This is a genomic window from Stieleria marina, assembly GCA_007741555.1.
GTDB lineage: Bacteria > Planctomycetota > Planctomycetia > Pirellulales > Pirellulaceae > K23-9.
This window is the reverse complement of record CP036526.1, coordinates 4,430,647-4,457,465: the sequence shown is the minus strand read 5'-3', so window position 1 is coordinate 4,457,465 and position 26,819 is coordinate 4,430,647. Positions and strand designations below refer to the sequence as shown.

The following is a 26,819-nucleotide window of genomic DNA, read 5'->3' as shown; positions in this document are numbered from 1 at the left end:
CATGCCGTCGGTTCTCGCGATCTGTGCTCACCCGGATGACATCGAATTTTTTATGGCCGGAGCGCTGCTGCAGTTAGGCAAGCGCGGCTGGGATTTGCACTATGTCTGTTTGTGCGACGGGTCGCGTGGGTCGACCACGATGGACCCGGCCGAGTGTGCTGCGACCCGATTAGAAGAGGCCCGCGAGGCTTGCAAGGTTTTGGGGGCGACGCACTATCCGCCGATTTATCCCGACATGGAAGCTTCCTACACGACGCAGAACCTGAAGAAAGTCGCTGCGATCGTGCGAATGGCCAAGCCGACGATTCTGCTGACTCATCCGCCGATCGATTACATGGAAGACCACGAAATCTGCTGCCGGTTGGCGGTCAGTGCTGCGTTTGCTCATGGCATGCCAAATTTGCCCAGCGATCCGCCGGTGGAAACGTATGCCGATCCGGTCACCGTGTACCACTGCCAACCGGTCGGCAACAAAACGCCGCTGGGCGAAACTGTCGTGCCGCACTTCTTTGTCGATGATACGGACGTCGTCGAACAAAAAGTCGAAGCCCTGGCGTGTCACGCGAGCCAAAAACAGTGGCTGGATGAGAGCCAGGGGCAGGATAGCTATCTGCAAACGTTGCGGAACATCAGCTTGGAGATGGGCCGTATGAGTGGCAAGTTTGAGTATGCCGAAGGCTGGCGGCGTCGTGAGCACTGGGGGTTTTGCGGTGAAAACGATGACCCATTGGCCGATGCGCTGGCGGACATCATCGTGGACAACCGCTAGACGCAAGCGGAAAGACTTTGGATCGCAAGAACACCCACACGATGACAGAATCAACACGATGACACAGCATAGAACACTTACCGCCGTCGTCGTCGGTACCGGTTTCATCGGGCCGGTGCACGTCGAAGCCCTGCGTCGCGCGGGAATCCATGTGGCCGGGATTCTGGGGTCGTCGAAAGAAAAGTCCCAGCGTTCGGCTGACGCACTTGGGGTTGCGACCGGATATGGATCGCTTGACGACGTGCTGGCCGACGGCGCCGTCGATGCGGTGCATCTGACATCGCCCAACCGCTATCACTTTGAACAAGCTGCAGCGGTCCTGCGATCCGGCAAACATGTTTTGTGCGAAAAACCGCTGGCGATGAATTCGCGCGAAACCAGCGAATTGGTCCAACTAAGCGAAGCGTCCAGCTGTGTTGCCGGAGTTGCATACAACATTCGGTTTTACCCGCTTTGTCACGAAGCCGCCGATCGCGTCGCGAGCAAAGACTTTGGCACGACGTTGCACGTTACAGGATCGTACGTGCAAGACTGGTTGCTCAAGGAGACGGATTTCAATTGGCGAGTGATGGCCAAAGACGGCGGAGAGCTTCGCGCGGTCGCCGACATCGGGACTCACTGGCTGGATCTGGTGCAGTTCATCACCGGGCAAAAAGTGGTCTCCGTTTGCGCGGATCTGCAGACCGTGTATCCGGTTCGCAAGAAACCGGTCGGTGAGACCACGACGTTTTCAGGTGGCGATCAAGGTGACACGCAAGACGTTGCGATCGCGACAGAAGACGCCGGCAGCATCTTGTTGCAGTTTTCCGATGGCGCTCGCGGATCGCTTCATGTTTCCCAGACAACCGCGGGCCGAAAGAACTGCTTGCGGTTTGAAATCGCCGGATCAAAGCAAACGATCGCGATGAACACTGAACAACCCAATTCGCTTTGGATCGGGCATCGTGATCGTGCCAACGAAACGTTGATCCGCGATCCCGCACTGATGACGGGTTCGGCAGCGTCGATTGCCAGCTATCCGGGCGGGCATGCTGAAGGGTTTCCCGACACGTTCAAGCAACTGTTCCGATCGTTTTACGGCTACATCGCGGCGGGCGATTTTGGTGCTCCGCGACCATTTCCGACGTTCCAAGACGGGCACCGCGAAGTTTTGCTGTGTGAAGCGATCTTAGAAAGTCATCGTCAGCGAAAATGGATCGACGTGTCGGAGTAATCTGAATCGGCGACCATATAAATAACTCAATCAAGCTCCAACCGAAGGCTATCCGTGTCTGATTTTACTTATCGCGATGTTTCTAAAATGATCGACCATTCGCTCTTGAACCCGACGCTGAACGTGTCGGATTTGGAAGCGGGCGTCGAACTTGCCAAAGCGTTTGACGTCGCCAGCGTTTGCATTCTGCCCTATCACCTGAAACGCTGTGCCGAAATGCTAAAGGGCACCGACGTCCGTGCTTCGACCACGATCGGGTTTCCGCATGGCGGTCACACGACCGAAATCAAACGTGCCGAAGCCGAACGGGCGATCGCTGATGGCTGCGAAGAATTGGACATGGTGGTCAATATTTCGCAAGTGCTTTCGGGCGATTGGGACTACGTCAAACAAGACCTCGCAGCGGTGGTCGAAGTCGCTCATGCGGCGGGCCAGAAGGTGAAAGTGATTTTTGAAAACTGCTATCTAAACGACGAGCAAAAAATCCGGCTGTGCGAGATCTGCACGGAAGTCAACGCGGACTGGGTCAAGACGTCGACGGGGTACGGGACCGGCGGAGCCACGCACGAAGATTTGAAGCTGATGCGCAAGCACGCGGGCGATCAGGTGCAAGTCAAAGCGGCAGGCGGAGTGCGCGATCTGGATGCACTGCTGGCGGTCAAAGCGTTGGGCGTGACGCGCTGCGGTGCCAGCCGCACATCGGAAATGATGGGCGAAGCTCGTAAGCGATTGGGCCTGCCCGCGATCGAAATCACCGCGTCGAACGATTCAGGCTATTAGTGTCGACGGAATCCCAACCTAGCGGCCGCGAGCCAAGCGATTGGCTGTCGCTTCGTGCACAATACGACGCTCGGTCACGAAGCGTCGCATTGGCGGAGCAGTGGGTTACGTATTGGCAAGAGCAGCTGCGCAGCGATGGCGCCGTCATTGATTTAGCTTGCGGTACGGGAACCAATTTGCGGTTCCTGCAGCCGCTGCAAAAAGTTGACACCAGTTGGGTTGGATTTGACAACGATTCCAGAGTCATTGATCTGGCCCGAGAACAATCGGCGCACGCAAACTGCGAATTCATCGAACTCAATTTGGCCGATCAGCTCCGTGCGGTGCCGATTGACTCGGCGATCGCCGTGACCACGTCGGCATTCTTGGACATGACGTCGGTTTCTTGGTTGGATCGCCTGGCGACGCGATTGGCGTCAAAGCCGTTTCTGGCGGCGATGACCGCGAGTGGTCCGCTTCAGTTTTTGCCCACGGATCCGCTTGATGCGACGATTGGCGATCAATTGGCTATTCATCAGACAAGCGACCACGGATTTGGTCCGTCGATTGGTGTCGGAGCGGCCCCGTATTTGGCCGATCGACTTCGAGGGCAAGGTAACGAAATCACAATTGCGGATAGCAGCTGGCGATTGACAGCCGCCGATGCCGACTTGCAGCGTTTCCTGGTGAAGTCGATTGGACGCAGAGTCCGCGGCATGTCCCCGGCGATTGGGATTGATCGTTGGATTAGCAATCGCATGGATCAGATTGATGCAGACGAACTTGTTTTGACCGTTCCCCACTGCGATCTGTTGTCACTGCCAGCTGACCGACGGAATCGTTGATCTGCAGCGGCGGGACGAGCTAATTCGGGGAGCTGGTTTTAGGAACGCCCTGTTCTTCAAGGAATTGGGCAACGAACTGCCGCATAAATGTTTCGCGTTGATCGGCCATTGCGATCGCAGCGTCCGTGTTCAGGAGGCCTTTTAGTTTGAACAGTTTGTCGTCGAAGTGACCGATGCCAGTTTTGGCGTCGCCGGGATCGCGAAGATAAAACGGTTGCCCGACGGCAGCTCCGTACTCGATCGTTCGCACGATCCCGATCGCGCCCAAGGCGTCCAAACGATCGGCATCTTGCACGATTTTTCCTTCCAGACAAAGTTCGCTGGCGTCGACACCTTTGCGAAACGAGATGTTGTCGACGATGAACGCAATTTGTTCGACCGTCGCCGCATCGATATCGAATTCAGCAAGGATCTCGCGGGAAAACTGCGCACTGCGTTCGACGCCGTCGTGAAATTTTGCGTCCCCTACGTCGTGCAGCAGGGCGGCCAGTTCGACGACAAAGATGTTGGCTTCGGTGGACTGACAGATCTCGCGAGCGGACTGGAGAACGCGAGCCACATGATCGAACCCGTGACCTGCTTGTTGCCCGGCCATTCGTTTGCGAACGATCGCCTGGACCTGCGAGACGATGGAGGGGGCGTCGGTGGGAAGCGTCATGCTGGGTGGGGGTCGCGGTGCGGGGAATGGCATTTCAGCCAGGGCGCTGAGGTCATGGATGCGTCAATTTGTGGTCATTCAAATGACGGCAATTTAGCACGGCAGCTTAGCTCAGCATGGCAGCTTAGCGAGTCAGCATGATGACGGTCAGGTCATCGGGTTTGCCCGGCTGGTCGGCTTCGACGTTGTTCATTCGGACGGCCGCTTTGTCGGACAGTTGGTTCATTCGATCCAGCAGAGATCCGCTGCGGCCCATCGCAACGATTTCGTCCAAGTGCAAATTGTCAAACAATCCGTCGCTGCCGACGATCACTGTGTCGCGTGGGGCGAGCGATTTGGGCGGCCCGATTTCGATGTGCATGGAACGCGTTCCGACCAAGTTGGAAACGTAGTGGCGCTCTTCGTGGTACATCGCTTCGGTTTCGTCCATCATGCCCGATTCGACCGCGTAGCCTACAGGAGAATGCGGCGTCGATCTCCATTTGACCGCGCCACGTCCACCCAGGAACATCGCCATCGAATCGCCGACTTGATAGGCTCGCGCGGAGTCGCCGTTGATTTCGACCACGGACAATGTCGTTGCTGCACCGACACCCAAGTCCAGGATTTCTACGTTTGCGCGTTCGATGCCGTCCAGGATGGCAGGTCGCAGGTCATCGCCTGCGGCGGATTTGGCAACGTTCTCGATCACACACTCGGTCGCGATCGCGGAAGCTTTGTAACCCAGCGGGCTGCCTCCGACGCCATCCGCCACCACCAACACGATGGCTCCGGAAACCGTCTGCACGACCGCGGCGCTATCATCATTGGGTTCTTCCTTGCCAGGACAGCGCCGGCATAGCACCGCGACTTTGGCATCGGTCAACGACAAGAGCTCGGGCGAAGCCATGTCGGATTCGTGGTAAAGACGCTGCGATGAAGTGGAGGATGCGACAGCCATGTGACTGAGCCCGAGCGAGAGCGAGAAAGCAAAAATGGCAATAACCAATCGATTATAGGCCTGTCCTTACCGGCGTCTGGAAAATCGAATGGCTTTCAGACGCGTCTTTTCCCAATCTTTCAGCATCTGGGGCGCATCGCGATACCTGTGACGCGGTGCGAATGCGATGGATTTGCGGATCAGAGCGATTAGGTCGGGATGGGCGCGTCGTCGCAGCGGGGCCACGCCAGCCATCGGCCACTCGAACGGATACTCGGGCCAAACGCCTGCAAACATTCGGTAGGCAATCAACCCCATCGAAAACACATCCGAACGTTTAGACGGACGCCCCATCGCTTGATCGGGCGACATGAACCCGACGGTGCCTGTGCCCGCGCCACTGACCGTCGCCATCGCGGCTTTGGCGATCCCGAAGTCACCTAGCCGAACACGGTTGTCGTCAAACAACAAGACGTTTTCGGGTTTGATGTCGCAGTGGATCACGTTCGAATCGTGTGCATAAGCGGCGGCCGCAAAGAGCTGCGTCAAAATATCAAACGCCGTTTCGAATTTGATCCGTCTCTTGATTCGATCGTCCAGCGTTTCTTTGGCCAGCGGACTGACGATCGCAAAGTAGCCGTCGATAATGCTGGCGTCACGAATCGGCAGGATGTTGGGGTGATCCAGCTGCATCGTCAGCCGAGCTTCACGTCGAAATTCCGCGATCAACGCAGGCGTCACTGCGTCGGCGTGCGGGATCTTCAGTGCGACTTTGATTCCCAGCAGTGTATCGGTCGCAGCGAAAACGGTCGCAAAACCTCCTTCGCCAATCCGGCGATCCAGGCGATATTTGCCAAGCCGAGAGCGAACGCGGAGGGGAGCAAGAGTTTTGGTGGCAGCCACGGCAGGGCAAGCCTGAGAGAACAAGGCGCAGAGACACAATCTGCAGAAAGATAGCGTAAAGCAAGCGTTCGCCAAGTACCTAAATGCAGCGTTGGCGGCCTCAGGACAAACGCCAAGGCACTCGCTGGATAAAATGACGATCCAGCACTGCGGGGATGGTCGCGGTTGTGAACTAAGCCGATCGCTTGCGGCGGCGTCGTGGACGTGATTCGCCAAAGACGTCGTCGGACAAAGCATCGAAAGCTTCGTCGGACATGTCACCGGTTAGATCGCCCGTTAGGTCACTTGAACGCGTGCCCCTTGGATCAGGAGTGCGTCGTTGAGTGGGCTGATTCTTTACCCACCAGTTTTTGTCTTTCAAGAACGTCGTGGTGACTTGAAGTAGGTGTTCGCGAAGTCGATCGGCGTCGCGATCTTCTTCGACCCACGCTCGGACTTCGATCCGCTGTGATCGTTTTCCAACGCAAACTAGGGTGGCTTGGGGCGCGGGCGAGATCAACACGTGTTCCTGTTCGATCGCCAATTCTTGCAGTGACCGACATAGGTCCGCCGGCCGCTCATCGCGTGTCACCGCAACCTCAATCGGGATGACTTGCAAACGGCCTGCACCCATCCAGTTGGTGACGTCTTCGCTGACAAAATTCTTGTTCGGTACAATGACTTCGCGTCCTTCATCGTCCGACAGCACGGTTGTTCGCAGCTTCTGTGCCGACACGCGTCCGGTCACGTTGCCCACCGAAATCAAATCGCCCAGACGCGCGGGTTTTTCAAACAACACGATCAGGCCACCAAAGAGATTCCGCACCATGTCTTGTAAACCGAAGCCCAGACCGATCGTTAAGCCCACCGCCAACCACTGAATCACTTGCCAGCGCACACCCAGCAATTTGCAGGCGATCAGACAGCCGATTCCAAACAGCAGCCCGCGTCCCAGCACCAGCGAAAAATGTTCCATGCCTTCGTCAAACGAAACCCGCTGGAGAACCAATGCGTCAAAGAGAGCGGGCAGTAGTTTTGCCAACTGGAATGCGACCCAGAAAGTCGCGGCGGACAGCAGTACGTGTAGCGCGGTGACCGATTTGGTTTCTTGAACGGTTTCGGTAAAGGACTGTCCGTTGGCGTCGACCGATGCTCGTGTCACGGAATCTTCGACCGTCCAGACAACCGGGTTGCCCATTTGGACGTTGGGGAACACGTCGACCCAAAGCCAACCGAGGCAGACGACTGCGCCGAGAACCAATCCGCATTGGCAAAGGAAAGCGAGATGGTGTTTGAGTTCCAACGAGTGTTCGGCCAGCGTGCCGCTGACGTGTCCGCCGGATGTTTCGATGACGCCGTATTCGTCACGTTCGACCTTGGGTGTGACGACGCCGGTCAAGCGATTCCAGGCGCCCGCGGCCAGAATCTTCAGTCCCGACCAGAGTGTGGCGGCCATCAAAACGGCGATTAGGGTGATGATGGCACGGCGAGTCAGTTCATTGGCTGTAAAACCATAGCCGGCGATGGACAGTCCGATCATTGCCAGCGGAAACGCGATGCCGGCCAAGTACAGCACCCAGCGAACTTGGTAGATCACGCTGCCGCCGAACTTTTTGATCAACGGTTCCAACAATCCGCCGGTCGGACGAAGCGCGTAGTGTGCCAAAGTGGCGACGACCAACATCGCGAAGATAAATCCGAATCGTGCGACCGATGCACGCCACATGCCGTGATCGACTTGGCTCATCAGCGTGATGGTGTAAGCCGCAACGGCCAAACCAAAGCCAAGGATCGTCAGGAAATTGACGGCGCGATTGTTGCCCGGGATTTGGACGTCGACATGTTTGTCCAAGATACCGTGACTGCGAAGGGTTTGACGGCCGAGTTCAACCAACAGCAGGACCAAACTGGCAGCGTAAAATGCTTTGGATGCGAACAAAGTTGATTCCGACACGATGCCGGTGCCCAACCACCTTGCGATGCAGTACAGGACTGCCGGAAAAGCGAGTGCGACGACGATCGTCAGGATGCTGGCGACGGCTTTGCATGCTCCGGACGAAGATTCTCGCATCCGAGTTCGTTTGCCGATGCCCAGCAACCAGGCCTTGGCACGCCATCGCACCAGCAGCAACGCGACGATGCCGGCGACCAGCAGCATGCCACCGGCGGTGTTGGCGTTTAGTTTGCTGGAAAGCGTGGGACCAAAATCGGCGCTGCGACCCGAATCGAATAATGCCGCGGTACCGCCCCTGAGATCACGAATGTCTTGGACACCGATCGCGTCGTCGCTGCGTATCCAAGTGATGTGTCGGTTGATCAGCGTGCGGTAGTCGGTCGCCAAGGTTGTCGATGCGGTGGTGACCGAATCCAATTCCCCCAGTTTGTTCTGGTAGTCTTCGTAGCCGCGTTCCAAGTCGCCGATCCATTGGCTTCGTTCGGTCAGGAGACTTCCGACGCGTGAGACGAGCAGGTGATGTTTGGTGTCACCAACGTCGTATCCCGCCGCGTCGACTAACCGATTTCGTTCGGCGGCGATATCCGATACTTCGTAGCGATTCAGTTCCAATTCAAGCTGGCTCTGACGCGAATGAGCAAGTTCCTGGGCGATGAACAAGGATTGCGAATCGCTGACTTGCCAAGAATTGAGTTGTTCCTTCTTGTTTCGCAGGAGCATGCCGACGGTGGACGTCAGCCCGTAGTGTTCCAGTTTGGCGTGAACGTCTTCGTAATCACGCGACGTGCTGGAAAATTTGGCTCGCGCATCCGCCACGCGGTCGGACAACGTCAGGTATCGTTCGGCAAGATCAGCCCACTGCTGAGCCAAGTTCGCGTTTTCGATCATACGATCGGCTTCGACAGGCACAGCCGTTTCGGCCATCCGTCGATGCTGCTGGGCGGCTAGTCGCGTCGACTGGATGTTTTCGCGTCGATACACGGTGTCGGCCGTGTCGGTGCGCCACATCGTTTCTTGCTGGCGGCCCGACCCAAGTCGAGCACTGTTGGTGGCGGTGGCCTGGTAGGCGCCGCTGGCATAGCTGGTGCGCGAACTGGCAAGTCGCGTGGAGTTGCCACGTGTGTCGCGTGATGGACTTGATCCGTTTGCGAGGCCGTTGGAGGATGAGGTGTTGGTCCCGGTGATCGACGAAACCGTATTGGCCCATGCGTTGTCATTGGACCGTGCACCTGAGCGGTCGCCCTGGGGGAGTCGCTGGGGCGTGGCGGTGCTGGATGAACGGTTAGGCGAGTCGTTATTCCATCGGCTGCCTTGACGGGATGGGCTTTGCTGCAAGGTAGGCGTGGGAAGCGTCGCGACGCGTGTCGGCGAGTAACCCGGTTGGACGGGGATGGCGCTGGAGTTGGACGGCAGGGTTTGAGTGGTAGTTAAGTTACTACCACTCAAGTTGTTGGCGTTTAGATGATTGACCGGTGGATAGATCACGGTCGATCCGGTCGGATACCCCGTGATCGGAATGCCGTTGGTCGAAATTGCGTTGGTCGGGATGCTCTGAGACGGATAGGTCATCGGTTGAGTGGCGCCGTGAACGATCACACCTTGCGGGTGTCCCTGCGAATACCCCTGCGCAGAACTGTGATTGCCAGACTGAATCAGCACGCCGATCGCGAGCGTTATCAACAACACGAAACACGGCTGGAGACGTTGGGTCATCATTGACCGCTTCCCTGAAAAATGAACCTGTGCCACGTTCGAATCGCGGTGGCAAAGCACCCGAGCAAACGTGGTCGCGGCAGAATAGATGGGCGAGAAATACGAAAATCTCGCGTTTTGCACCACACCTATCGGGGTTTCACAGCCGAAGAAGGCCGATTTTTCACGCGTGATATTCTCCGGCGCTCGCCTGGAACCAGTATTTGGCCTTTGCCCGCGTCAGCCAGAGCAAAGAGAAGCCGCCTCGGCTTGATAGCATCCGCCCCAATGCGGTCGAAATGGGGCGATCGCAATTGGGCATTCGAGATTGAGCGGCCAAGATTAGGCGGCCGAGATTTTGCCTGCGGGTAGACTTTTGGGAGACTGGCTAGAGACCGCGAATGCATTGATAGCGAACCGAAGTCGCTTTGTCCGCGACGACGCTGTGGGTGCCGCTGAAACTAGAATTTCCAGCGGTACTCCATCCGGGTTCCATAGACGTCTACCAGGCCGCGACGCCAGCCGTGCATCACATCGAAACGCAGAAGCGTCGCGTGGGACAAGTTGACTTGGAAACGAGATCCGATCGCAAACTGATCATCGGGAAGGTTCGGGTTACCGCTTCCGTGAGGCGTTTGGTAGGCGGCTTCGATCACCAGTTGCTTGTCCAGATCGTCGCCGATCAGGTCCACGCCGATGGCACCGCCAGCACTGTCGCTACCGGTCGCGTCCAACGATGCAAACCCGTTGACGCCGTCGGTATCGAAGTTGATGCCGGAGTTGCGCAGAATGCCGCCTGACGCCGCAGCGCGGGCCACCGATTGTGGGCGATCCCAACCGACAAAGAAGTTGGCGTACGGCACCACGGTGAGCGGGGTGGAGGTGATCCAACTGTTTTCGACTAACAGCAAAGCTCCGTCGGCCGTGCGGTTGTCTTTGGCACCGTCTTGGCCAGCGTTAACAATGACGCGGACACTGTTGCTGATGCGATCGAAGTAGCGTTTGGTAAAGCTGACCGTGGCGTTGTGATAGTCGCGGGCGTCGTTGTTGCGATCATTCAGGTAGGCGTAGCCGGTTTCGATGTACCCGCCATACGCTTCGATGAACAAGGCGGTGCCGAAAACTTGAGCGGCACTGTCGCTGTCAAACGCAGGGCTGTTGAGTTGGTCCACGCCGGCAAAGAACGTCCAGTCCATGTTGGAGATGTTCAGCAGCTGACTGTGGCGCGCCGGCAAAGCGAAGGCCGCTCCCGTCAGAGCGTCTTCCATCCAGATTCCATTTTGGAAAAGCAGCGGAATCAATCCCATCGTGATGGGCAGCTCGAACGGCGACGTTCGACCATGCGTCGCGCCCATCATCACGCCCAGGTCGCCTTCGAAGAAACCTGTCACCGGCGTGAAATTGATTTCTTCGCGGAATTGGACGTCGCCATCGACGAGCTGAAAACGCGTGAACTGGTTGTTGTTATCAAGCGGTCCGACGAACGTGTGAAAGCGTTCGGTGTCGGTGAGTTGGTAGTCCAAGTCCAGATTCAAGCGGTGAGCCCAGTTGTCCGTGCGGCCTTTGGCATTGCGGCCCGAAATGATCCCGGTCCGGTAGTCGCCATACAGATACAGTTTGGGGCGAACCAGGTTTTTTGCGCCAAAGAAGTTCAGTCCTTTGGGTGTAATGCCGCTGCCGTACCATTCGCGCGGCCATTCGATCAACGGACGCTGCGTCGGCACGTCGCGTTTGGCGTCGTACACCCAGGCTTCGCGTTGCCCATCGTGATACGTCGATGCCGCGTCGATAGGCGTGGGCGAAAAATCTTCGCGGTGGTATTGCCCCGGTTGGCAGTTTGCTGAATTCGGTTTTCCGCTAGTGCTCTGCGTCGCAAGGGAGCCGCCGGCGAGCACTGACGGCGCGTGTGTGTTTGCAAAAGCACTGCTGATCGGGCCATCGTTTTCAAGGCCACGACCCAAAATGTCATCGTTCAGCAGATTGGGGACGCCGCTGGCCGACGGCTGTGCTCCGGATAGATACGATCGAGTCGATTGCATTGCGTCGATGGGCATTTCCCGCATCGCGCTGGCATTAACGGACCCGGTGGGACGCTGAATGAGTCCGGCGATTGGGGCGGCCGAATCTTGCGATGGCAAGGACGTCGACGCCATTGTCCCGCCGAGGGAGACATCGGGACCAAGTTGAACGCCAGGCGTGGCGGCTGCGGGATTGGACGGTGTGTCTGCAGACGCGTTTTCGGGAGCCGAAAGAGTTGCGGCTGACTGAGTTGCGGCCGATTGGCTTAAGTCATTCAGTCTTTGCAGCGAGACGTTGATGGATTGATCGAATCGTTGGCGATCGTATTGTGTTTCGGGAACCGACGGCGTATGCGTTTGCGGAGCCGAACGTGATGTGTCGCCGATTTGCATTAGCGACGTTCGGATCGATTTATCAAACGCCGCGGGCTCGAACGGCGTCTTGGGCGTCGCCATGTTGGGCGCAACCGTGGTTGGCAAATTGGGATCGACTTGCTCCGCTGTGAACGGATTGATCGACGCAGCGTTCGTTCCCAGAGGCCCCGTCAAAAGCGGTTGATCGGCGACCAGCACAGAAGTTCCTGCGATCGCGACCGCAAAGCAGGCCAGCAACGTGCGACGTTGGCCAGCGGTGGCGATCAATCGAAAGAGCCCGGCGCGTTTGCGATTGGTAGTGTGGTTTGTATTCATGACTATTTGACCCAGAACGTGTGGCTGCTGGGGCTAAGTGTCAGGATGCCTTCATTCATCCGACGAATCATGTCCGGGGTCGATTTGATTTGTCTCATAAAGTAGATCGGTTCGATCCGGTTTCGCATTCGCACACTCAAACGGTACGGCCCTGCTTTGGTAAATGCCGTTGCAGGAATGTTGTACTTGGCAATTCGGTGATCCAATGGAGCGATCGAGTGAGCCTCCATGCGGATCAGCGGCGGATGATTCAGTACGCTGACGGGCACCGCACCGGGCCGCAAAAACGCCAGCTGGTCAACACTGAAGTTCACCGGCAACGCGACTTCGCGATCGGTGCCGCGGAGACCATTGTTGATCAAGAATTTGGTTTGCAAATTGAACAAGTCTTTGTCGCGAGCGATTCGTCCCAACGCGACTTCGCGGGAATTCATGTCTGCCAAATCGCCACTTTGATCCAGGTAGCCGCTTTCCCAAACGCGTTTGCCATCCGGATTGATAAGCACGACGTTTAGCCACAGTTGCGGCTGTGCTCCCAAGGATCCGGTCGGCATGTTGTGCCCGTCGCTGATGTTGCTGACTTTGAAGCCGACTTTCATGCCACGGCCCACCGAAGGTCGGCGGTAAAAAATCGGATCGCCAACGTCCAAGCCGGCTTTGTAAGTCTCGATTGCGCTGACGCGTTTTTCTTGAGCTTTGGCAAGGTTCGCGTCGACGATTTTGCGACCGTCGATCCGGTCATCCACGGTGTCCCACGGTTTGGGAAACGACATGCTTTTGGGGACATTGCGTTCGAATTCCGGTTTGCCCCAGCCAGCGCGGTAGTCAAAGTCCAACCACTGCCGCGGCGTGTATCGTTTGGCGTCCGGGTTGTGCGGGAAAATGCCGGGGTGCGCAATCGAGTAGTTCGGTCCCCAAAAATTATGATTGGATTTGCGTTTGGGAACCCCGTACGGCTTGCCGCTGATCTCAGCGATGTGGGCCTCTTCGTAACCGTTTGGTTTGCCTGGGACGGCACCCATGTGACACTGCTGGCAGGTGATGCCACGTTTGGCGGCTGGCCCGCTGCGATACTGAGCGTGGACGACTTCCAGATCGATACCCGGGTGGACGGCGACTTGGTGACACGACACGCAAACGTCGCTGTTGGTCAGCGGCTCAAAGAAATGAGCCCCGTTGTGCATCGGTTGGCCCAGACCTTTGTCGTGGGGCGAAAGCTTCAATTTCAGCCGTTCCGCATTGGCAATCGCTTCAGCGACTCCCTGCCCATCACTGCTTCCTCGGACCGGTTGATGGATGTCGCCCGGTTCGATGCGACGGTCACCATTGCTACCACGCCAATAGTGTTCGTTGACTCGGTGGCAAGCAATGCAGGTGACGCCTTCACGCACCACAGGAGGCGCTTCCAGCAGACTAGCCGCACGGGGGATTTTTAGCTGAGTTCCCACGGGCGAGTGGCAGCGTTGGCAAAAATGCCCGACGGTGCCCTGCGTGTATTCCTGCATCGCTTGTTCAAAGCGACTGAACATCGGCGACACCAGGGAATAAGCGTGCGCACTGCCGCGCCATTCTTCGTACTGGCTGGGGTGACATTTACGACACGCTTCGGCTGACGGGTAGCAGTTCTCTGTCCAGAGTGCTTCGTGCGGATCTTTCTGGTCTTTGTCTTTGGCCGGATCCTTTTTAGCGGGACCGATGTTGGCTAGCGGATCCGCGGCGCTACCACCACCGAGTAAATCGTCTCCACCGCCAAGCAGATCATCGCCAAGCAGGTCATCCCCGCCAGACATTTCCCCGCCAAGTAAATCGTCGCCGCCGCTAAGCAGGTCATCGCCGCCAAGCAGATCGTTTTCCGAATCCGGATTGGCTTTGGCAACATGAAAACGCGGAACGCCTCCATGAAACTGCTCGTAAAACAACGCGGGCGAATCGTAAGGCGATATCGCGCGGTTGGATTTCGCCGGCGGCTGCGCAGACACGATGCCGCCAGTAAGAATCGCCAGGGGCAATGCAAGCCAGTGCGTTCCGGGCCAACGCTTTGTTGGCAGCCAGCGTGTGGAAGGGGTTCGGTTCGGCGCGGTCATTTGCTTCGATGGCGAAAGTGGAGAAACACACTCCCGAACATCGACATCTTACAAGCCTCATACACCGACAAACGCGATCAACCCGCACAGTTCACCTATCTTTCCTTATCCGCAGTCGCGGTTGCCTGCAACTTGGTCTTGCCCGTGCCCTCGTCTGTCATTTGGCCCTCCCGTGGCTCACCCGTGTGCGTCGTTGGATCTCCCCCCTGCCAATCCCTACAACGAGCACAGCATGCTGCGTTAAACCGTGTGGATTAAATAGTCTTTGCCGAATTAGGTTGTCGTTAATCCCTCACCCTTATTAGCGGGTAGAGTTCAGCACTACCTGTGTCGGGCAGGCTGCAAGAAGCTGCCTTTCCTGAGGCGGGGGCACATTGACGAATTGATCAGAAACCTGAGGGTACGAAGATGTACACAGTCAAAGAACACGCCGACAGCGAGCCGCGCAAATACTATCGCTGTCCAATCGACGCCGATCAGAGCGCTGCCAAGCTGAAGATCGGGCGAAGCACCGTGCGTGCATCCGTACTGGAAAAGTCCATTGACGGATATTCGTTGCTGATCAAAAAACGCTACGCCAAACGCCTTCGTTTGGGCAGCCAATTTCGCATGAATTACGACGGCACGTCCATGCAAGTTCAGGTGCGACGAATCTCGGACGCAGAGAAAGGCTACCGCAATATCGGACTGGCTTTGACAAAAGACTTGACCAAGCCTCCGCAGCTCAAATCGTCTTGGTGGCCGTCACTTCGTCCTAGTCAAAAGACAAGCGAAGGCACCGCGCAAATTGCGTTTGCCGGATTCGTCCTGCTCCTCTTTTGCGCCATGGCGATGCCGGGACTCGGTGACAGACTAGGCACATCGGATCGCATCCAAGACGCCTTTCGCTGGGCAATCAACACGGCCGATGCCGAAGTAACATCGCTCAGCCGCTAGTTTCGCGATCAGTTCTGAATGCTCAATTCTGTTTCATCGTCGTCTTGTTCGTATTGCAAGACGGAATGAACCTTGTGCGGACTCAATCGTTCTTCTCCTCCCAGCGGAACCAAGTGGATCAAGAACGAACATCCGACAATCTCTGCGTCGCATTTTTCTAACAAGCGACAGCACGCTTCCATGGTTCCGCCCGTCGCCAGCAAATCGTCGACGATAACGACTCGTTGTCCCGGTTTGACGCCATCGACGTGCATTTGCAATTCGTCGGTACCGTACTCCAATTCGTAAGCGAACGAGTGGAAATCAAACGGCAATTTGCCGGGTTTTCGGATCGGCACAAACCCAGCACCCAACTTCATCGCAAGTGGAGCGGCGAAGATGAATCCGCGAGCTTCCGCCGCCGCGATGATGTCAATTTTTTGGCCCAGAAACGGAGCCGCCAGCGCATCGGTGGCTTGGTGAAGCGCCTCGGGGTCGACCAACATAGGAGTGATGTCGCGAAACAAAATGCCCGGCTTGGGGTAGTCCGGAATGTCGCGAACGAGCCGTCGAAGATTCTTTGTGTCGGTCTGAGTCATGCTGTGAAATCCAATTCTCGCCGGTGAAAGCAAATCGCTGAAGTGAATGGCGATGCCACTGTTTATCGTCCTTGATATTACGCGATTCCCGCTCGATTTGACAATGAGGGACGCGGGTGCGCCCTGGCGAACCAGTTTTTCAAATCGCACAAGCCATCAGGACTTTGACGCACCGCACGGTTTGCGCCGTTCCGCTTACAGTTGACCCAGTTTGCAAAAGTGGCTTGCCCCGGTTCATGGCACGGGCCTGCGTGTAATACGCGCCGCCGATACACACTCTCACGAAGGCACACGACTGCCGCGTGTAAATTCGATTTGGCGTTGGCGAAGGGAACTGGCAACAGGGGCGGTTAGGCGATTGCACAGTCAGTGCGCGGGAACTGTGAAAAACGAGATGTTGGTTGAATCACGAGTGTGATCGTTTCCGTTTAACTGTCGGCGGTAGGAGGACGCAAAAAGCTGTCTCACGCTGATTCGCGAACCGACTTTGCCAGCCCCGATCGGCTCAGGCGTGCGATTCAGCAACAATCTCCACTGAGGCGCTACGATCTGTATATTAGACAAAGCTAACGGCAACGGTGACGGATTTGAGTCATGCGGCTCGGTTGCCAAGAATTGGAATCGTATCGACGTCTATTTGCGTGTCATCATTGTTAGCGAACCTTTCAAAGGACAGAGATTGGCGGTTGCTATCATGAAACAGTTGTCTGAACCATCCAGCGCCGTCATCCATCGCGCGCTCTTGATTGACGACGACGACATGGACAACTTCCTGCACCAACGCGTGATCGAGAAGTCCACGTTGGTGGAACAAGTCGTCGTGTTCGAGAATGCCGAAGAAGCGCTCACGTATGTCTGCGATAAAATGAACTTGATCGACATTATCTTTGTCGACCTCAATATGCCCCGCATGGATGGCTTTGCATTTTTGGACGCGTTTCAAGAATTGGAATATGGTCCAGAAACTCCGCCCATCGTTGTTCTGCTCTCGACGTCGATTAGCCCCGAAGACGCGGACCGAGTGTCAAAATATTCGACGAAGGTGCTGACCGAAAAAAAGCCGCTGTGTTTGAAAATGCTCAAGCGACTGTTGGCCGACAGGATCAATCCGCCTGAATCAGACGACGCCGCGTCTTGATCTTCCCTCCCAAATGATTCGTGCCGTAGTGATCCGCGCCGAATTGAATCGGCCTGAATTGAAGGGGCCCGACGAGCGAAACGTATCCAGCCATGAAAGACGCTTAGCAATGACGGATAGGGAACTAAGGCTGGTCTGGCAAGTTGATTGCACCCAAAGACACAGCGTTTTGCGGGACGTCGACCAAAGGACTGAATCGTCGCGGGCCAAGATGATTTGCCGGACAAACGCGCGGTCTGGTGTCATGCTGGCCGATCCGGGCCGGTCAAGCGATATTCACGTAGGCGAATTTCATGTAGGCGATCTTCATGTAAGCATTGGGCAGCGATGAGTTCCGATCAAGCGACCGTATCGGCGAGGCCTGCTGAGAGCAAACGTGACGGAGGCGTTCTGCCGTGGTTTCACTGGGCCGTGGTGTTCATGTCTTTGGGACTGACGCTCTTTGCTTGGTACTTTTCTCGGAACCAGTTGAAGGGAAAGATCGCCGCCCAGTTCGACCGCGAAACCGATCGAGTCATCGCGCTGGTGATCGAACGGATGGCCAAGTACGAAGATGCGCTGCGATCGGGCGTCGCGTTTATCGACACCAACGACGGCGAAGTGGACTACGCTGCTTGGGAAAAATTCGCGACTTCGATTGAGATCGAAAAGAGATATCCCGGGATCAACGGAATCGGCATCATCAAATCGTTTCCAAAGGACCAGGTAGCGGCATTTGTCCAATCGCGGCGTCGCCAGCATCCCGACTTTTCGATTCATCCGCGGCATGATGGCGACGAACTGTGGCCGATTTCGTCAATCAATCCGCTGAACGGAAATCAGCAAGCGCTCGGATTGGACATCGCTCATGAATCAAGCCGACTGGCCGCAGCAAGAAAAGCACGCGAATCCGGAGCCGAGCAAATCACGGCTCCGATCGTGCTGGTGCAAGATTCGATGAAAACGCCGGGCTTCTTGTTCTATGTCCCGTTCTACAAACCAAGCATCAATCCAAGTAATCCAGACAAACAGTTCGCTGGTCTGGTGTACGCGCCGTTTGTGTTTCGCACTCTGATGCAGGGCGTGCTCCAGAAACAGCGACGATCGGTGGCCATTCGCATCTCCGATTCGGCGGACGTGTTGTTCGACGAACACGTCGACACGGATCAAGACTATGACCCCGATCCGCTGCTAAAAAATCAGGTCGCAATTCCGCTGTATGGTCGAACCTGGGAGTTTGATGTCTGGAGCACAGAAGCGTTTCGAGAGGGAGTCGATTCATCCAAGCCAGCGACGATTCTGATTTGCGGCATCATCATTGACAGCCTGCTGATTGGCTTGCTGCTGTTGATCGCGCGCGACACCCGTCGTGCCGAAGGACGTGCCGAAGTGATGGGCGCTGACTTGGAAAAATTGGAACTGGCAGCACGCGTCAACCACATCGGAATTTGGGACTACGATCCAGTCTCGGGGAGTCTTCATTGGGACCCGCAGATGTTTGCGTTGTATGGCCGTGATCCTAACGAATTGCCTGACTCGCACGAATCCTGGCTGGAAAATCTGCATCCCGATGATCGCGACAAGTCCGAGTATTTGCTCCAAGATGCGCTCGCTGGGAACAGCGCGTTTGATTGCGAATTTCGAGTCGTTCATCCGGACGGCACAATTCGCTTCCTAAGCGGCAAAGCGGTCGTGTTTCGTGATGATGCAGGCAACGCCGTTCGAATGCTGGGTGCGAACACAGATGTAACCGAGCGAAAGGATGTTTCAAGCGAACTGGAAGCGACCCGTCAGATGCAATCGGCGATCTTGGACGCCGCTGGAGCCGCGATCATTGCGACCGATTTGGAGGGCGTGATTGTGACGTTCAACAATGCGGCTGAGCGGATGCTGGGCTATTCAAAAGAAGAACTGGTGAACAAGCAGAATCCAGGGGTTTTTCATGATCCCGATGAGGTAGTCAATCGAGCCAAGGAACTGTGCGAGGAACTGGGGCGCGAAGTGCTGCCGGGCTTTGAAGTATTCGTAGCGAAATCCGCCATCGGCGAACTGGAACAAAGAGAGTGGACGTACGTTCGCAAGAACGGCAGCACGGTTCCGGTACTACTGACAGTGACCGCCATTCGTGCTCAGGATCAAACGATCTCCGGATACCTTGGAATCGCATCGGACATCTCCGAACGCAAACGAGCCAAAACGAAACTAGAAGAAGCGAACGTGCAGCTGGCGCGGAGCAATGACGAACTGGCGCAGTTTGCTTACGTCGCATCGCACGACCTTCAGGAACCGCTTCGCAAAGTAATCTCGTTTTGTGAATTGTTGCAGGAAGATTGCGGTGACCAGGTTTCCAAAGATGGCGGTCAATACATCGCGTATATCGTCGACGGCGCCACCCGAATGCGGACCCTGATTCAAGACTTGCTGGCCTATTCGCGACTCGATTCCGAAGACCGGCATCCCACCGATGTTGATTCCAATCAAGCTGTTCAGTCCGCGATCGCCAACCTCTACGAAGCGATCGAAGAATCCGGCGCTAAGATCACGGTCGATGACTTGCCGGTCGTCCAAGCAACATCGGGTCAGTTCGCTCAGCTTTTTCAGAACCTGATCGGCAACGCCATCAAGTATCGCGGCGACCGTGCACCGATCATTCATGTCAGCGGAGCGGCAACCGATTCGGGCTGGAAATTTACCGTCGAGGACAATGGCATCGGCATCGATGAAAGTTATCGGCAAACGGTGTTTGGGATTTTCAAGCGCCTGCATACTCAAACCGAGTACTCAGGAACCGGCATCGGTTTGGCGGTCTGCAAAAGAATCGTCGACAACTTAAACGGCCGCATCTGGGTCGAGCCTTCGCCAAGCGGCGGATCGATTTTCAGAGTCGAATTTCCAATGCCGATCACGAATTCCACCGCGTAGCTTTCCCAACAAGCACAACCCGCAGCCCATTCGACCGAACGCACGCGTTAGGCGTGTCGAACATCTCTACAGATTGGCGACGTCGCGTTTCGGACTTCAGGCATCGGAAAAGCGGCAAGTTAAGTTTCCCAAAACGCGCCGCTGCACAGAGAAAATTCAGACGACCGGTCGGCATTCCAATCCTGGAGAACACTCTGAGTCGAATTCTTCCGATGCCAAGCCACGCCAAGTAAGCGTCACGGAATCGTCCGCCGCCAATCTGCGAACCGCGTAGATACGAAAAAAGCACGGAAGACGAATCTCCCGTGCTCTGATCGAAAGTTAAAAGTGACCCCTACGGGACTCGAACCCGTGTCGCCGCCGTGAAAGGGCAGTGTCCTAGACCGCTAGACGAAGGGGCCGTCTTAGCTTTTGTCGATCGCTAGTTTTTTGTTCGGTCGTTAGACCGACCCTGCTTGATCAAATCGTGCTGCAAAAAATGCAGCACCTGATCAGCGATCGATGCGGGAACTTTACTCAGGACCGGTGACATCCGTCAAGGGTTCGTTCGCAGTTATAAAATTGATCGCTGAGTTTCCGTTCTTGAACGGTCGGAGGCGTGGCACCCCCAGGCTTTGCGGTCGCACCGGATCCGTCGTTTGTCAGCGCCCGATTGGCCGATCGTCTGCGGCAAATGCTTCGGCAAATCGCGGGCCCAAAGGGGCCGAGTGCGCAAACGAAAAGCCCGAGCGGAATCGCTGGGCTTTTGTCGTCTTGTTGAGCTACCGTGGTGAACACAGCCTTAATCGGAGATCAAGGGCACCACGAATCGCTCAGGATTCTACCGGAGCGTCGCCTGATTCCAGGCTGCGTTGGATCGCATCGTAGACTTCGCGACGGTGCACTGGCACTTCGCGAGGAGCTTCGACGCCCAGCCTGACTTTGTCACCGCGAATTTCGACAACGACGATTTTGATGTCGTTGTTGATGACGATGCTCTCGTTCTTTTTTCTCGATAATACTAACATTTTTCCAGTCCTTTCTAACCGGCCAATCGATTCGGTCTATTGAGGGAGTAGATGCTGTGCGCTTTGGGTGATTGAAGTTCTTTTCAACTAAGTCATTTCAAACGCACCGACAAACCCTCCTTGCCGGTCCTAATGTCATCGGAGCCCCACAAGGGGCATCCGTCTTTCCTGACCGTCTAACTCTAGGTCAAAAATAGGCGTAGTCAAGGAATTTACTCTTGACAGAAAATCTTTTCGATTAACACACGTAAACGAATGCTCTGAGTCGAACTGAGACGCGGCCCAAAAGTTTGACGATTTCCCGTGCAAAAGGCCGAACTGCAGAGCGTTCTAGAGGGCGGACCGGCATCCCCTCGGGGATCAACGCCCAGAAAACGCGATGGTTTTGAAAGGCAACCCGTTTGTCTGCAAATTCCAACGCGACATTTAGCGAAACCCAAAACTTTGGCCAAAATTTCGTTCGCGAGGCTTGGCTAAGTGATCGGCAGAGGTGGCGAAGTCACGCCAGGCCGGACAGCCGTGAGGGCAAGCCGACAAGTTTGTCGTTTGTTATTTCGACAGCACCGGACATACGTCGAACCACTCGCGGCCTTGTTTGGCCATCCAGTCGGTCGATTCGGTGGGGCCCCAAAGCTGTGTCGGGTAAGGGTACAGCGTCGGCGCGGCGGGACTGTTCCAAGCCGCCATAATGGGATCGATGATTCCCCAAGCCAATTCAACTTCGTCGCTACGTGCAAACAAACTGGCATCGCCGAGCATCGAATCCAACAGCAGTCTTTGGTAAGCGTCGGGCATGCTGCCGCCGGTCGCCGCATTGAAATCGAAGTCCAGTGTGCTGGTTCGCGTTTTCATTTCTGAATCGGCTACCTTGGTTTCGAAGTGCAATTGGATTCCTTCGGCCGGTTGGACTTGGATCACCAAACGGTTGCCAAGCGGTTCGCGAGTCTTTTCGCCAAAGAGAATGTGCGGCACTTGTTTGAACTGGATCACAATTTGCGTCGTGCGACACGACATGCCTTTGCCACTGCGCAGATAGAACGGCACGTTCTTCCAACGCCAGTTGTCGCAGTAAAGTTTCAGTGCGGCGTAGGTCGCCGTTTGGCTTCCCGCCGGGACATCCTTTTCTTGCAAGTAGCCTTCGTACTGACCACGCATGGTGTTTGAAGCGAAATCGCCGCCGGTCATTTTACGGACGCTGTGCAGCACTTTGACTTTCTCGTCGCGCACCATCGCAGAATCGTAGCGAGCAGGTGGTTCCATCGCCGTAATCATCATCAGTTGCAAAAGATGATTTTGGAACATGTCGCGCAAAATTCCCGACCGTTCGTAATAGCCGGCGCGATGTCCAATCACGACTTCTTCGGCCACCGTGATCTGGACATGGTCGACATAGTGGTGATTCCACAGCGGTTCAAAAATGCTGTTGGCGAACCGAAGTGCAAAAATGTTTTGCACGGTTTCTTTGCCCAGGTAATGATCGATGCGATAAATCTGGTCTTCGCGAAACACACCATGAATCGACTTGTTCAGCGCCTGGGCACTGGCCAAATCGGTACCGAAAGGTTTTTCGATGATGACGCGGCGAAATCCGTCGGAGTCGTCCGCCAGCCCGGCGGCACCAAGCTGCTGGATCGCGGGATCGTACAGCTGTGGCATCGTGGACAAGTAATAGACTCGGCCTTCGCTACCACCTTCTTCGATCTCGTCCAGGAAATTACCCAGTGCTTTAAAATCTTCGAGATCTTTGATGTCACCGGCTTGATAAAAGACCTGCTGGCTGAAGACTTCCCAAGTCTCGTTGTCAAAGAGTTCTTTGGCGAACTGAGCGACCGATTCACGCAGGGCGTCGCGCCACTCTTGGTGTTCAAATTGGCTGCGAGAGACGCCGACGATGCGAGTCTGTTCTGGCAAACGGTTTTTCTTGAAAAGACTATAGAGAGCGGGAACAAGTTTTCGGCTGGTCAGGTCGCCCGACGCTCCAAAGATCACGATCGTGTGAGCCATCAATTCTCATCCTGTCAAATAACATCGCTAAGTGAGTGAACCGCCGGGGCTAACGTATCGGATTTAACTCTCACCGGGAATCGCAGGTGAAACAGGCTCTGCAGTATCAATACGAAAATATCTGCAGATGCTTGTTGAACGCCTCTTTGTCAAACACGCTGACGCCCGGTCTTTTGGCCAGCAGGGCGTCAAGCTGGGCAGCGTCGTAGTCGGCGCCATCGAGTCGCACGACTCCTTTGCCGCTGGCACTGAATAGCTCCCCGATGGCGTCTGTGTCGATCTGGCAACCGGTCAAATCCAGTTCAGCGACGGAGAAGTGTTCGTTGAGCGTTCTGACCATTTCGGCGGTGATTCGCTGACCGCGCAGCGACACGAAGGTCTCGCCAAGGTCGGTCGCATGGCCGCGGTATTGATACTCGCGGTCGCTTGGCTGAACAGCGTGATCGATCTGATTGAGTTCCAACAGCCAGAAATACGGCGGGGCGTGCAGACCGATATGAGTCAGCAAATCAGCGTCCACAGCGATCCCGCTGTTGAGAGTAAAGGCTGGCAACTGATCCATTTCTTGTTTGCCACCGAACCGCCAGCTTTTCACGTTGGCGATCGTGACGGTCGGGCTTGTCACCAGCAGTTCGCTGCAGTCTCCAAAGTCTAGACCGTCCCAATCTTGGGTGGCCAAGTTGACTTCGCGAAGTTCGATCTGCGACGAGTCCACCGACTTTGCCAGGTGGTTCGCAAATAGGCCCGAGAGCATCGGACGATCAACACACGCCGCGTCGATTCTCAAAGAGGGCTCGCTGTTGTTAGGAAAGCGTGCTCCGTCGTCTGACGAAAGTTCGATGTTACGCAACGGTCCATTCCCGCAGCGCAGCGTTTCTAGCTCATCAAGTTCAACGACGTATAGACTTCGCAGTTCAGCCAGTGGCCGCAAATCAATTTGAGTCAGTCGGCCTCCGTCGGCCGAAAGCGTCACCAATTGAGGCGAGACGTTCACGAAATGAGCGAAGGCTTTGTCGTCCGGCCGCCAATGGGACGCCGAGAGACCCGAAAGCTGCCAACCGGTCACTTCGTCAAACGCGTCCGCTGAAATCGAGCAGTCGGCGATCAAGTCGACCAATTCCGTTTGCCGCGCAAGATGCCCTGACGCTTCGCTTCCGATTTGGCCTCCGTCAACCATTAGAATGTTGAGACAATCGTCCGGAAACTGAGCCAACTGCCGCCCGTTCCAATCACTTTTTTCGTTTGGTTTTTCCGATGGAAGCAATCCGTTGACTTCCGTCATTGCCAAGTCAATCGCTAGCGGTTTGCGAGGTAACTTGAGGCGAGAAACGCCGCAACCAAGAAGTCCAATTGATAGGTTGTTGTGACACTGTTGCAGTGACAGGTCGACGTCACACGCGGGCGTTGGTCCGTCAGATTGCATCCATGCAGTAAGATCGATGAATCGCAAATCAGGCGTGTCAGTCACTTTGGCAATCACCAGACCTTGGGACGCTGTGATTTTAACTGCCTCCAGCTGTCGGCAGCCAGAGATGGTGACGTCACCACCGTCGGGGATGTTGGTCACTCGAACGGATAGAAGACAGCTGAGGTCGCTGAGCTGGAACGGCTGCTTGAGATCGCATGCGTCCACGTTCAGCATTGTTAATGACGGCGGAAACGCAAACGACTTCTTGTGGCCGTCTAGTTTGAAACTCATGGCGTCAACGTGCTCATTCATTTGAGACACATCGAATGAAGCGGGCAGTTTCGCGTCGATGTTAAGCGTTCTCAAAGTAGGCAAGGCCAAGACTCTGCCAAACCCCTTCTGCGGCAACTCAGAGCGTCTGCTCCGTAGCGTGCCCAGCCGCCCGCGATCCGCCAAGGCACGTGCTTGTTCATCGGTGATAGCCGCCGAATCAATGTTCAGCTGCCTTAGCCACGGCAGTCGACAAATGTCATTGAGCAACGTCTGGCTGGGCGATCGGACTCGAATTTTTGCGATACCGTAGAACTCCGGTACCGATTCGTCTCCCATGATGTACCGGACGATGCCAATCATTTGGCGATCGAACAGCGGCAGACTGATTCTCTCTTGGTTGCAGCTCAGCGACGCGAAACGATACCCGTTTGCCGAGATCAATGCACTGTCCGATTCGGCAGACTCTGTCGAAATCCCCTCCAGATTGGCTCCCGAAATCACTAGCTCGGAAGATTCGCGAAGCCTGTCGCAAAGAAGCGATTCCGCTTTCAAGCGAGCGTAGCAATGAAAGACGCCGTAGCCAACGATGCCCAATAGCAACGTGATGATCGCGACGCCGTGCCGAGGTCGTAAATGAGAGCGAATCGATTGCCACACCGCTCGCGTTGATTGTGTCTTGCACTTGGCTGCATCTGCATCTGCATCTGCAGGTGCAGGTGATTCGATCACTCGGGATTGGAAACACGCCGTCAGCAAACTTGGCAAAACCAATGTGATGATCGCAGCGACCAGAGATCCAATCAATAAATTGCTTAGCAGCGGTGTCCAGTTCCAGTTCAGCGTCACGACGGACGCGGCGGCGTAGTCCTGTTCCCAGGATTCGTAACGAAACGGCCAACCACATTCTCCGTAAGCAAACCGGTCGCTGGCGTCTTGGATACCGTAGGAACCGAATAGATACGGCAACTGGCAGCAGAGTACGATCGCCAGGACGAAAGCCCGCACCGTGCGTTTTACCCAAGGCGAAACGTCAGCAGAAAGCCGCCGGTTGCGAACGTTTAAATTGATTCGCGTGGCACGCAGTAGCCAGACAAACGCCAGGATGCACGACGCGATCACGACTCCGTGAGCTAAATCGTAAACGATGGCTTCGACGATCTGGTCTCCGGAAAAGCTTTCGTTCTGGACGCTGCGTCTTAGGATGCGCGGCAATCCGATTGAAAAGCTCAGGACGATGGCATTGACCGTTAGCAACGGCAATGACAACAACGCTCCCACGCCCCAGTAACGATACGACAGGACACGCAACGAAAGGATGGTCAACGTGGCCGTCACGCCGCCTGTGACGACCGCGTCGATCGCGGATCTGGGGCCACCGTAAAAACGAACGACGTCTTGCCGAAACACCGCGAATGCGACGGCTGCGGAAAGGCTGGCGATCAGCAGGTCACTGACTTTGGATCGAGCGGTCAGGTCGGTGTTGACCGACTCTGAACCGTAATCCACCAGTCGCCAACGAATTGCAATTCTGGCTGCGATCGCGACGCAAGACGAGCAAGCAACAACTCCTGCAAATTCCCGGAACACTTTCGGTAGGGTACCGCCCCAATAGCCACTGGCAAGCATTTCCGCAGCAGGTCGAATTGACAAGATGACGGCAGCACTGATGGCGACCGTGTACGCCGACCATCGCCGCGGCCACTGCAGCCATAGCCAAACACTGATCAACGCAAATGCCGCCCAAGTAAGCGACGTGCCAAATTCTTCGTTGGCCCGCCAATGCCAAGACGCAAAATCGATTAGCCGCGGGATCGTGGCCAAGATCATAACCACGGCTACAGGCAGGACTTGCAGAACCAAATGACGTGGAATGCGAAACAACTGGATTGCCCCGGTGCGAATCTAGAAACATTTTCGGGAGTTATGCGGTGACACGGATCGCCATGTTAACGAAAACGCCCGAAGATTAACGAAAACGCCCGAAGAACTGGTCGTTCGAAAATGGTACTGCCCGAAGTGTCAGGTTTGGATACTAGCCGTTTTGGCGGTGGCCGCGGTTACTATGCGGTGCGTGGTTTTCATTTAGCAATC

At 55.8% G+C, this 26,819-nt stretch carries 17 protein-coding genes and 1 tRNA gene; 7 read left to right on the top strand and 11 right to left on the bottom strand.

Going from position 1 to position 26,819, the window contains the following annotated elements; translation table 11 throughout:
• Nucleotide 1 precedes the first annotated feature (1 nt).
• The 4 genes from K239x_RS15945 (at nucleotide 2) to K239x_RS15930 (ending at nucleotide 3,586) form a co-directional block, all read left to right on the top strand.
• Nucleotides 2-769: a PIG-L deacetylase family protein gene (locus K239x_RS15945; RefSeq protein ID WP_145419235.1), complete on the top strand. Its 768-nt coding sequence runs from the start codon at nucleotides 2-4 to the stop codon at nucleotides 767-769.
• Between the two features lie 58 nt (nucleotides 770-827).
• Nucleotides 828-1,982 carry a Gfo/Idh/MocA family protein gene (locus K239x_RS15940; protein ID WP_145419234.1) on the top strand — a complete coding sequence of 385 codons (1,155 nt, stop codon included), beginning with the start codon at nucleotides 828-830 and terminating at the stop codon, nucleotides 1,980-1,982.
• A gap of 87 nt (nucleotides 1,983-2,069) precedes the next feature.
• The gene (gene deoC, locus K239x_RS15935; RefSeq protein WP_419190093.1) at nucleotides 2,070-2,762 is read left to right on the top strand and encodes a deoxyribose-phosphate aldolase; all 693 of its coding nucleotides are present in this window, start codon (nucleotides 2,070-2,072) and stop codon (nucleotides 2,760-2,762) included.
• Nucleotides 2,762-3,586, top strand: a complete 825-nt coding sequence (locus tag K239x_RS15930) for a class I SAM-dependent methyltransferase (RefSeq protein WP_419189024.1) — start codon at nucleotides 2,762-2,764, stop codon at nucleotides 3,584-3,586. Before deoC ends, K239x_RS15930 begins: the two co-directional genes overlap by 1 nt.
• A 19-nt stretch (nucleotides 3,587-3,605) precedes the next feature.
• Here the strand turns inward: K239x_RS15930 and K239x_RS15925 are convergent, their stop codons facing one another.
• The 6 genes from K239x_RS15925 to K239x_RS15900 all read right to left on the bottom strand — a co-directional run bounded on the left by K239x_RS15925 (nucleotide 3,606) and on the right by K239x_RS15900 (nucleotide 14,483).
• Entirely contained in the window at nucleotides 3,606-4,244 is a 639-nt protein-coding gene (locus K239x_RS15925; protein WP_145419231.1) for an HD domain-containing protein, read from the bottom strand.
• A 124-nt stretch (nucleotides 4,245-4,368) separates the two neighbouring features.
• Complete coding sequence (locus K239x_RS15920) at nucleotides 4,369-5,184, bottom strand: PP2C family protein-serine/threonine phosphatase (protein WP_145419230.1); 816 nt, start codon at nucleotides 5,182-5,184, stop codon at nucleotides 4,369-4,371.
• 66 nt (nucleotides 5,185-5,250) lie between these two features.
• Nucleotides 5,251-6,066: a serine/threonine-protein kinase gene (locus K239x_RS15915; RefSeq protein WP_419189023.1), complete on the bottom strand. Its 816-nt coding sequence runs from the start codon at nucleotides 6,064-6,066 to the stop codon at nucleotides 5,251-5,253.
• Nucleotides 6,067-6,238: 172 nt separating this feature from the next.
• Entirely contained in the window at nucleotides 6,239-9,715 is a 3,477-nt protein-coding gene (locus K239x_RS15910) for a mechanosensitive ion channel domain-containing protein (protein ID WP_419189022.1), read from the bottom strand.
• Between the two features lie 437 nt (nucleotides 9,716-10,152).
• Nucleotides 10,153-12,399, bottom strand: coding sequence for a hypothetical protein (locus K239x_RS15905; protein WP_145419228.1), 2,247 nt, complete (start codon nucleotides 12,397-12,399; stop codon nucleotides 10,153-10,155).
• A 2-nt stretch (nucleotides 12,400-12,401) separates the two neighbouring features.
• Complete coding sequence (locus K239x_RS15900) at nucleotides 12,402-14,483, bottom strand: multiheme c-type cytochrome (RefSeq protein WP_419189021.1); 2,082 nt, start codon at nucleotides 14,481-14,483, stop codon at nucleotides 12,402-12,404.
• 408 nt (nucleotides 14,484-14,891) lie between these two features.
• Here K239x_RS15900 and K239x_RS15895 point away from each other — a divergent pair, with 408 nt between their 5' ends.
• A complete protein-coding gene (locus K239x_RS15895) occupies nucleotides 14,892-15,419 on the top strand; it encodes a hypothetical protein (RefSeq protein ID WP_145419227.1) in 528 nt (175 codons plus the stop codon).
• A gap of 8 nt (nucleotides 15,420-15,427) precedes the next feature.
• Here the strand turns inward: K239x_RS15895 and K239x_RS15890 are convergent, their stop codons facing one another.
• A complete protein-coding gene (locus tag K239x_RS15890) occupies nucleotides 15,428-15,997 on the bottom strand; it encodes an adenine phosphoribosyltransferase (protein ID WP_145419226.1) in 570 nt (189 codons plus the stop codon).
• 694 nt (nucleotides 15,998-16,691) lie between these two features.
• On the opposite strand from K239x_RS15890, the gene K239x_RS15885 reads away from it, so the two are divergent.
• On the top strand, nucleotides 16,692-17,135 hold the full coding sequence (locus K239x_RS15885; RefSeq protein ID WP_145419225.1) for a response regulator: 444 nt from the start codon (nucleotides 16,692-16,694) through the stop codon (nucleotides 17,133-17,135).
• A 327-nt stretch (nucleotides 17,136-17,462) separates the two neighbouring features.
• Complete coding sequence (locus K239x_RS15880) at nucleotides 17,463-20,036, top strand: CHASE domain-containing protein (RefSeq protein ID WP_145419224.1); 2,574 nt, start codon at nucleotides 17,463-17,465, stop codon at nucleotides 20,034-20,036.
• Nucleotides 20,037-20,364: 328 nt separating this feature from the next.
• Here K239x_RS15880 and K239x_RS15875 read toward each other — a convergent pair.
• From K239x_RS15875 to K239x_RS15860, 4 genes are all read right to left on the bottom strand, one after another.
• Nucleotides 20,365-20,437: transfer RNA gene (locus tag K239x_RS15875), tRNA-Glu, on the bottom strand.
• Nucleotides 20,438-20,848: 411 nt separating this feature from the next.
• Complete coding sequence (gene csrA, locus K239x_RS15870; RefSeq protein ID WP_145419223.1) at nucleotides 20,849-21,043, bottom strand: carbon storage regulator CsrA; 195 nt, start codon at nucleotides 21,041-21,043, stop codon at nucleotides 20,849-20,851.
• Nucleotides 21,044-21,592: 549 nt separating this feature from the next.
• A complete protein-coding gene (gene zwf, locus K239x_RS15865; protein WP_145419222.1) occupies nucleotides 21,593-23,047 on the bottom strand; it encodes a glucose-6-phosphate dehydrogenase in 1,455 nt (484 codons plus the stop codon).
• Between the two features lie 106 nt (nucleotides 23,048-23,153).
• Nucleotides 23,154-26,561: a hypothetical protein gene (locus tag K239x_RS15860; protein WP_145419221.1), complete on the bottom strand. Its 3,408-nt coding sequence runs from the start codon at nucleotides 26,559-26,561 to the stop codon at nucleotides 23,154-23,156.
• Nucleotides 26,562-26,819: the final 258 nt, after the last annotated feature.

Bases quoted from the DNA above. Each gene is read 5' to 3' on its own strand.
- K239x_RS15945 (WP_145419235.1), top strand. From the start codon at position 2: ATGCCGTCGGTTCTCGCGATCTGTGCTCACCCGGATGACATCGAATTT.
- K239x_RS15940 (WP_145419234.1), top strand. From the start codon at position 828: ATGACACAGCATAGAACACTTACCGCCGTCGTCGTCGGTACCGGTTTC.
- deoC (WP_419190093.1), top strand. From the start codon at position 2,070: ATGATCGACCATTCGCTCTTGAACCCGACGCTGAACGTGTCGGATTTG.
- K239x_RS15925 (WP_145419231.1), bottom strand. From the start codon at position 4,244: ATGACGCTTCCCACCGACGCCCCCTCCATCGTCTCGCAGGTCCAGGCG.
- K239x_RS15920 (WP_145419230.1), bottom strand. From the start codon at position 5,184: ATGGCTGTCGCATCCTCCACTTCATCGCAGCGTCTTTACCACGAATCC.
- K239x_RS15910 (WP_419189022.1), bottom strand. From the start codon at position 9,715: ATGATGACCCAACGTCTCCAGCCGTGTTTCGTGTTGTTGATAACGCTC.
- K239x_RS15905 (WP_145419228.1), bottom strand. From the start codon at position 12,399: ATGAATACAAACCACACTACCAATCGCAAACGCGCCGGGCTCTTTCGA.
- K239x_RS15900 (WP_419189021.1), bottom strand. From the start codon at position 14,483: ATGACCGCGCCGAACCGAACCCCTTCCACACGCTGGCTGCCAACAAAG.
- K239x_RS15895 (WP_145419227.1), top strand. From the start codon at position 14,892: ATGTACACAGTCAAAGAACACGCCGACAGCGAGCCGCGCAAATACTAT.
- K239x_RS15890 (WP_145419226.1), bottom strand. From the start codon at position 15,997: ATGACTCAGACCGACACAAAGAATCTTCGACGGCTCGTTCGCGACATT.
- K239x_RS15885 (WP_145419225.1), top strand. From the start codon at position 16,692: ATGAAACAGTTGTCTGAACCATCCAGCGCCGTCATCCATCGCGCGCTC.
- K239x_RS15880 (WP_145419224.1), top strand. From the start codon at position 17,463: ATGAGTTCCGATCAAGCGACCGTATCGGCGAGGCCTGCTGAGAGCAAA.
- csrA (WP_145419223.1), bottom strand. From the start codon at position 21,043: ATGTTAGTATTATCGAGAAAAAAGAACGAGAGCATCGTCATCAACAAC.
- zwf (WP_145419222.1), bottom strand. From the start codon at position 23,047: ATGGCTCACACGATCGTGATCTTTGGAGCGTCGGGCGACCTGACCAGC.